The sequence below is a fragment of the Pseudomonas sp. GM84 genome (genome assembly GCF_000282535.1).
GTDB lineage: Bacteria > Pseudomonadota > Gammaproteobacteria > Pseudomonadales > Pseudomonadaceae > Aquipseudomonas.
Genome location: NZ_AKJC01000281.1, coordinates 1 through 6941 on the forward strand (window position 1 = coordinate 1; position 6941 = coordinate 6941).

Consider the following 6941-nt stretch of genomic DNA (forward strand, 5'->3'; position numbering starts at 1 on the left):
CAAGCCCGCTCCCACAGAGGCGCTGCTGCCCCGGCCTCATCGCCGGCAAGCCGGCTCCCACAGGAGATACCCCCACAGTTCTCAATGCTTGTGGTGTATCTGAGGGGAAGGGTCATGCCCAAGCTCCAAGACTTGCCGCGATCCTGGTGGGAGCAACTGTCTTGCTCAACTTCTGAAAGTTGACGCGATTCCTGTGGGAGCGGGCTTGCCCCGCGAAGCAGGCAACGCGGTGCATGGCACCGGCTTCGCCGGTGTTCGCGGGACAAGCCCGCTCCCACATGGATCACGCTGTGCCCTGCAATTGGGCTGTATCCTCGGCAAGGCTAAATCCCGTAGCGACCTTGGCAAGCTTTCCTCGTACACGCAGTGCCTCATACCGGCTTGCCGGCGATAGGGCCGGTGAAGGCTCAGCCAAAGGCTGGGTCGTACGCCACGCTGCCAGCAGGAACATCCCCTGCAAAAGGCAACGCCATGAAGTATTCCTGCGGCACACCGGGGTAACTCAACTGCGCATACGCCTTGAAACCAAAGCGCTGGTAATAGTCCGGCTCGCCGAGCAACACCAGCCCTGCGGCACCTTGCTCGCGCATGCCGTCCTGCGCCTCGCGCATCAATGCTGCGCCGATCCCTTGCCCCTGCCTGGCCGGCATGACAGCAATCGGCCCCAGCCCATACCAGCCGAGGTCTTGCCCATCGATCCTGACAGGCGAAACACTGACCTGCCCGACGAGCCCACCCTCATCTTCCGCCACCAGCGACAGCGTCAGTGCGCCATTGCCGCGCAAGCGTTCGATGATCAGGTGCTCGGTAGGCGCCTGGCCGGGGGCGTGATGTGGGTGGTTGGTGAAGGCCTGCAAGGTCAGGCGGCTGATGGCGGGGCAGTCGGCGGGGGTTTCGGGGCGGATGAGCATGGCGGCTTCCAGGGTTGGATGACTGATTGGCAAAGGCCGACGATCAGTATGCCATGACGAAACAGCGCGTCCCTGCGCTCGGTCAAGCGATAGCGGTCAGAAGCTGTACTTGGCAGTCAGCATCAGGTTGCGTGGGGTGCCCCAGGTGTCGCCGGCGTAGTCCACCGAGCCTGCGACGGCGGAGTAGTACTTGCGGTCGAACACGTTGTTGGCGTTCAGCTGCAGGTCGAGGTTCTGGTTGACCTGGTAGCCGGCCATCAGGTTGGTGATCGCGTAGGAGCCCTGGACCAGGCGGTACTCGCTGCCGTCGGCGACGGTGAAGTCGTTGTAGATGCGGCTCTGCCAGGTGACGTTGCCGCCAATGCGGGCTTTTTCCAGCGGGCCCTGCAGGCGGTAGGTGGTCGACAGCTTGAACATGTGCTCCGGCGTGTCGGTGTCGAAGCGCTGGTTCTCGTTGGCCGGCTTGGCGGCGTCCTTGAGGGTGTGCACGCGGGCGTAGGTGTAGCCGGCACCGACCTGCCAGTTCGGCGTCAGCGCGCCTTGCAGTTCCATGTCGATACCTTGGCTGCGCACTTCGCCGGAGGCGACGTAGCAGTTGGTCGGGTCGCTGCAGCCGCTCAGGTCGGTCTGCGCGACGGCGCGGTTTTCCTGGTCGATGCGGAACAGCGCGATGCTGGCATTGAGCGCGCCGTCGAAGTATTCGCCCTTGACCCCGACCTCGTAGTTCTTGCCCTCGATCGGCTTGATCGGGCTACCCGAGGCGTCCTTGTAGCTCTGCGGGTTGAAGATGTCGCTGTAGCTGACGTAGACCGAGTGATGCTCGTCGAGGTCGTAGATCAGGCCGGCATAGCGAGTGACGTTTCGCGTGACCTTGTAGTCGGCAGTGGCGCTTTCCTTGTTGTCGTAGTCGTACCAGTCCAGGCGCCCGCCAAGGATCAGCTTGAGCGGGTCGGCCAGGCTCAGGCGGGTGGTCAGGTACACGCCTTCCTGGGTGGTGACTTCGCGGGTGTTGTCGGTGTGCACGAAATTGGGCTTGCCGCCGTTCAACGGCCAGTTGGTGTCATACGGGCTGTAGTTGCGCGTGTCCATGTCATAGATACGCTTGCTGGCGCCGACCACCAGCTCGTGCGTGCGGCCGAAGGCCTGGAACGGGCCGCTGAGGAAACCGTCCACGCCGGCCTGGTTTTCCTGGTGCTTGGACTGGTAGACGGTGCGCGACAGAGGCGCTTGCAGGCCGGCCCAGCGCGACTGGTAGGAGCCGGTGAATACCGCATCCTGTTCGGAATAGTTGGCGTTGACCTGCAGCGCCCAGTCATTGGCCAGGCGCTGGCGCACCTCGGCGAACACGGTGTTGATCTCCTGATCCTTGTTCTCCCAGTCGGTGCCTGGGTTGTAGGAGCGCGAGAAGTCCATGTGGTGGCCGTCCAGCGCCGTAGGCATGGCGCCCCAGAAGTAGTTGGTCTTGTCCTTCTGGTGCGAGAAACCGACGGTCAGGGTGGTGTCGTCGGTGAGGTCGGCCTCGGTCACGGCGTAGAACAGACCGTGGTCTTCTTCCACGTCATCGACGAAGCTGTTGGCGTCGCGGTACGAAGCCACCACGCGCCCGCGCACGGTGCCGCTGTCGTTGAGCGGGCTGGAGGCGTCGAGCTCGCTGCGGTAGTTGTCCCAGCTGCCGGCGGCGCCGGTGAGGGTGACCTTCTGCTCCGCCAGCGGGCGTTTGCGCACCAGGTTGATGGCCGCCGACGGGTTGCCGGAGCCGGTGACCAGGATTCGTCGCACCTTGAAAGCGTGGTATGCCAAAAAATCACGAATTTTTCACATTGCAGCAAGCGTCACTCGCCCGGGAGGATTTTCTTGCCCCGTTGACCCGCGATTTCCAGCGCTTGGCCATCACGTTGCTTGCCCTGTCGCGCCAACCCTTCCAGCTGTGGAATCAGCATGCCTTCCGGCAGATGGCGCCAGAAACGCCCCGGCATGTGCAGGCGCAGGGCATCGGGGTTGAGCCGTGCCGGGTTGAAGGTGTGGCGATAGTAGGTGCGCCACAGTTCCGCACCTGGGTCTTCGGCGTTGCGTGCCCATTGCCGCCACGCTTCCGGGCACTGGCGGCGATAGTCGAACCCCTCGCCGTCGAAGCGAATGCCGTCCACAGGAGTCGCGATCAGCCAGCGCTGGCGCCCCAGGCGGTCGGCGAAATGCGCGCTGGCGCTTTGCAGAATGTCGTGGGCGGGGTCGTGGTAGGCCACCAGGTCCAGCTGCAACTGCTCGGCCAGTGCTGCAGGCAACGGCACGAAGCGTACGAAGGCATGCAGGTGGTGCGCTTCGCGGCTGACCTGCTTGATGCGCCGGTGCAGCTCGCTGCCCAGGCGGTCACCGGCGAGCATGACCGTGCGGTCGCCATGGGCCACACGCCAGAGCACTTCGTAGAGCAGGTTCCAGCGTTGCTCACCCCGGTAGCGGGCTGCCTGTTCCAGCAGGGGCAACAGCGCTGCCGGCACCTTGGCGCGAAAAGGGCCGGCACCCTCGGGCAGCGCTGCCGGTACGGCCAGCAAGTCAGCGATCGGGCCTTGCGCCCAGGTCACTGCAGCCGGATCGATGCCGTGCCCGAGCAACTTGCGCGCCTGCTCGCGCCAGGTGTCGAACCGCTCGCCGCAATCGAGCGCGATCATCCCCACAACCCCATCTGCACAGGGGCTTGCGGCTCGCGCAGGCGGTCACGCAACAGGCCGCTGCGCAGTTCCGCCTGGGCGGGGCGGTAGTCGCTGGTGACGATGAACGGCCTGGCCTTTTCCAGTACGCAACGCAACTGGATCAAGTCGTCGTAACGCACGCGCCGTTCGCGGCGCAACGCCACCAGGCGCTGCACACTGCGCAGGCCGATGCCGGGGATACGCGCCAGCAAGGCCGGTTCGGCACGGTTCACATCCAGCGGAAACACCTCGCGGTTGGCCAAGGCCCAGGCCAGCTTGGGGTCGATGTCCAGGGCCAGGTTGCTGCCCAGGCCCAGCAGCTCGCCAGCGCTATAGCCGTAGCCGCGCAAGAGGAAATCGGCCTGGTACAGCCGGTGCTCGCGCAGCAGCGGCGGGGCGGCCAGCGGCACACTGCCGGGGCTGTCGGGGATCGGGCTGAAGGCCGAGTAATACACGCGCTTGAGGCCGTAGCCCTGGTACAGCGATTCGGCGTTGCGCAACAGGGTGCTGTCGTCGGTGGCGTCGGCACCGACGATCACCTGGGTGCTTTGCCCGGCCGGGGTGAAGCGCGGCGCCTTCGGCTCGTTGGCCACAGCCTGCTGTCCCTGGTGGATCACGGCCATGGCCTGGCGAATGGTGTGCGCGTGCTTCTCCGGGGCCAAGCGCTTGAGGCTGGCTTCGGTGGGCAGCTCGATGTTGACGCTGAGGCGATCCGCCAGGCGTCCGGCTTCTTCGATCAGCAGCGGGTCGGCATCGGGGATGGTCTTGAGGTGGATGTAGCCGCGGAAGCCGTGCTCCTCACGCAGCAGGCGGGCGACGCGGATCAGCTGCTCCATGGTGTAGTCGGCCGAGCGGATGATGCCCGAGCTCAGAAACAGCCCGCTGATGCAGTTGCGCCGGTAGAAGTCGAGGGTCAGGTGCACCACTTCCTCAGGCGTGAAGCGCGCCCGGGGCACGTTGCTGGAGCGGCGGTTGACGCAGTACTGGCAGTCGTACAGGCAGAAGTTGGTGAGCAGCACCTTGAGCAAGGACACGCAACGGCCGTCCGGGGTGTAGCTGTGGCAGATGCCCATGCCATCGGTGGCGCCCAGGCTGTCGCTGCCGCGCGAACTGCGCTTGGGTGCGCCGCTGCTGGCGCAGGAGGCGTCGTACTTGGCGGCGTCGGCGAGGATGCCTAGCTTGGCGATGAGTTGCATGGGCCGATCTCGTTGTACTGATTATTCATACAGTATTTTGCGAGCCGGCTGATTGCAAGAGGGGGAGAGACGGGCGGTGGCTGCGTCGCGTCAAAGGGGCTTGCGCATGAACACCCGGGCGAAACCGTGCTCGTGCGCCCTGTGAGTCTCCACATAACCGAGTTTCTGGTAGATCTCGATGTTTTCGCGCATGCGCTCATGGGTATACAGGCGGATGGCATGGCACCCGGCTTGCCTTGCGTGTTCTTCGCCGAACTGCATCAGTGCCTTGCCCAATCCCTTGCCTTTGCAGGCGGGTAGCACCGCGACATTGACCAGCAGCATCTCGCTGCCTTCCTGGTGCAGCACCAGCACGCCGGCAACGCGCCCGGCTTCCAGTGCCACGAACACGTCGTTGTCCTCGACCACCTGGTGGTAGTCGTCCAGCATCGGCGCCGGGGCCTTGCCGATCCTGGCGATATAGGGCGAATAGGCGGCGTGGACCAATGCGCGGATGGCTTCGACGTCGGCAGGGGTGGCGCGGCGCAGGGCAGGGGCTGGGTGCACGTGGGTGGTCTCCGGGAAATGACCCGAGCATAAACTGCAGCCACGCTGGGGTCGATGCAGTATGCCGATAGGTATGAGCCTGCCACGCTTCACTCCGCCGATTTCATATCCAAGCCTGCGCAAGCCCGTGATAGAACGTCTCTCGAACCTCCAACAACAATGCTCGGAAAGCCGGCCCCACGGCCGCTTGCACGTCAAGGATCAACGATGTCTTCCAATCGCCTGTTTGGCACCTTCTGCCTGAGCAGCTACCTGCTGTCCCTGTCCTATGGCACCACCTTTCTCCTGGCGATGACCTTGCGCGCGCACGGCGCCAGCGAGGCCGACGCCGGCTCGGTGATCTCCACGGCCATGCTCAGTACCTTTCTCGCCGTGATCTTTTCCGGGCACCTGAGCGACCACCTCGGCGCGGCCAAATCGGTGGCCTTTGGCGCGGTGTTTCTAGCTGCGGCCTGCCTGGGTTTTGCCGCGCTGCCAGGGCTGGGCGTTGCCATGATGCTGTTCGGCCTGCTGCTCGGTTTTGGCTGGGGGGTGTTCTATACCCTCGGGCCGATCATCGTGGCGATGCTGATCGAGCCTGAGCGACGGGTGAAGTACTTTGCCCTGCTCTCGGGCTGCATGATGACGGGCATCGGCACCGGGCCATTGTTGGGGCGGGTGGCGCAGGCGCTGGGCTATCCGGTCGAAGCGGCCTTCGTGGTCGCGGCCGGGGCCAGTGTGCTGGGGGGTGTGATGTTCCTGCTGATGGCGCCGCGTATACAACAGCATCAGAGCGCTGTTGCCGTGAGCCGCATTACGCCGGTGGCGGCGCGTTCGGTGCTGTCGTCCAAGGCCGCCTTCGCCATCCTGATGGTCGGGTTGGGCGGTGCGATCTTTGGTGGGTTGTCCAGCTTCCAGACCTCTTATGCCGCGCTCCTGCACCTGGACTACTCGCTGTTCTTCATCGGCTTCATGTCCGCGGTCATCGCGTGCCGCCTGCTGGTCGCGGGCTTTATCGTCAAGCGCGACCCTTACGTGATGGCGTGTGTGCTCACGGCGCTGATCGTGCTGTCGGTGCTGATGTTCATGTACTGGGTGGCGAGCCCTGGCGGGTACTTGCTGGCGGCGATCGTGCTGGGGGTCGGCTATGGGTTGACCTATTCGGTGATCAACGGTTTGGCGGCAAACGAAGCACCGGCCGGGCAGACCGCGCAGGCGTTGCTGTTGTTCAGCCTGGCGTACTTCATCGGTGTGTTCGGCTTTCCGCTGCTGGCGGGTAAGGTCATTGTCGAGGCAGGGATGGCTGCGTTGCTGCAACTGCTGCTGGTGATCGCACTGGCCAACTGGTCGATCACCGTGGCACGCCTGGCTTGGCGGCGCAGGCGCGCCGTGGCGGTGGCTTGAGTCTGTGGGCGCTGGCTTGCAGCGTGGCGCCTGCATCGCCGGCAAGCCGGCTCCCACAGGAAATCGGGTCAGCTTTCAGGAGTTGAGCAAGACAGTTGTTTCCACAGGATAAGCACTGACCTGAAGGCTTGCGGGGTACTTGTGGGAGCGGGCTTGCCCCGCGAAACAGGCAGCGCGGGGGATGGCACCGGCTTCGCCGGTGTTCGCGGGACAAGCCC

At 64.6% G+C, this 6941-nt stretch carries 6 protein-coding genes; 1 reads left to right on the forward strand and 5 read right to left on the reverse strand.

The annotated features are described in order from the left end of the window. Positions 1-407 precede the first annotated feature (407 nt). From PMI38_RS20840 to PMI38_RS20860, 5 genes are all read right to left on the reverse strand, one after another. A complete protein-coding gene (locus tag PMI38_RS20840; RefSeq protein WP_008098307.1) occupies positions 408-911 on the reverse strand; it encodes a GNAT family N-acetyltransferase in 504 nt (167 codons plus the stop codon). A gap of 96 nt (positions 912-1007) precedes the next feature. Then, positions 1008-2690, reverse strand: coding sequence for a TonB-dependent siderophore receptor (locus PMI38_RS20845; RefSeq protein ID WP_008098309.1), 1683 nt, complete (start codon positions 2688-2690; stop codon positions 1008-1010). 53 nt (positions 2691-2743) lie between these two features. Continuing rightward, complete coding sequence (locus tag PMI38_RS20850; RefSeq protein WP_043274053.1) at positions 2744-3583, reverse strand: TIGR03915 family putative DNA repair protein; 840 nt, start codon at positions 3581-3583, stop codon at positions 2744-2746. Beyond that, positions 3574-4794 (reverse strand): putative DNA modification/repair radical SAM protein, encoded by a 1221-nt coding sequence (locus PMI38_RS20855; protein WP_008098313.1) that lies wholly within the window; start codon positions 4792-4794, stop codon positions 3574-3576. The genes PMI38_RS20850 and PMI38_RS20855 overlap by 10 nt, the downstream gene beginning before the upstream one ends. Positions 4795-4884: 90 nt before the next feature. Next, entirely contained in the window at positions 4885-5340 is a 456-nt protein-coding gene (locus PMI38_RS20860) for a GNAT family N-acetyltransferase (RefSeq protein WP_008098315.1), read from the reverse strand. Between the two features lie 207 nt (positions 5341-5547). Here PMI38_RS20860 and PMI38_RS20865 point away from each other — a divergent pair, with 207 nt between their 5' ends. Then, positions 5548-6723, forward strand: a complete 1176-nt coding sequence (locus PMI38_RS20865; RefSeq protein WP_008098317.1) for an MFS transporter — start codon at positions 5548-5550, stop codon at positions 6721-6723. The last annotated feature ends 218 nt before the right edge of the window (positions 6724-6941 follow it).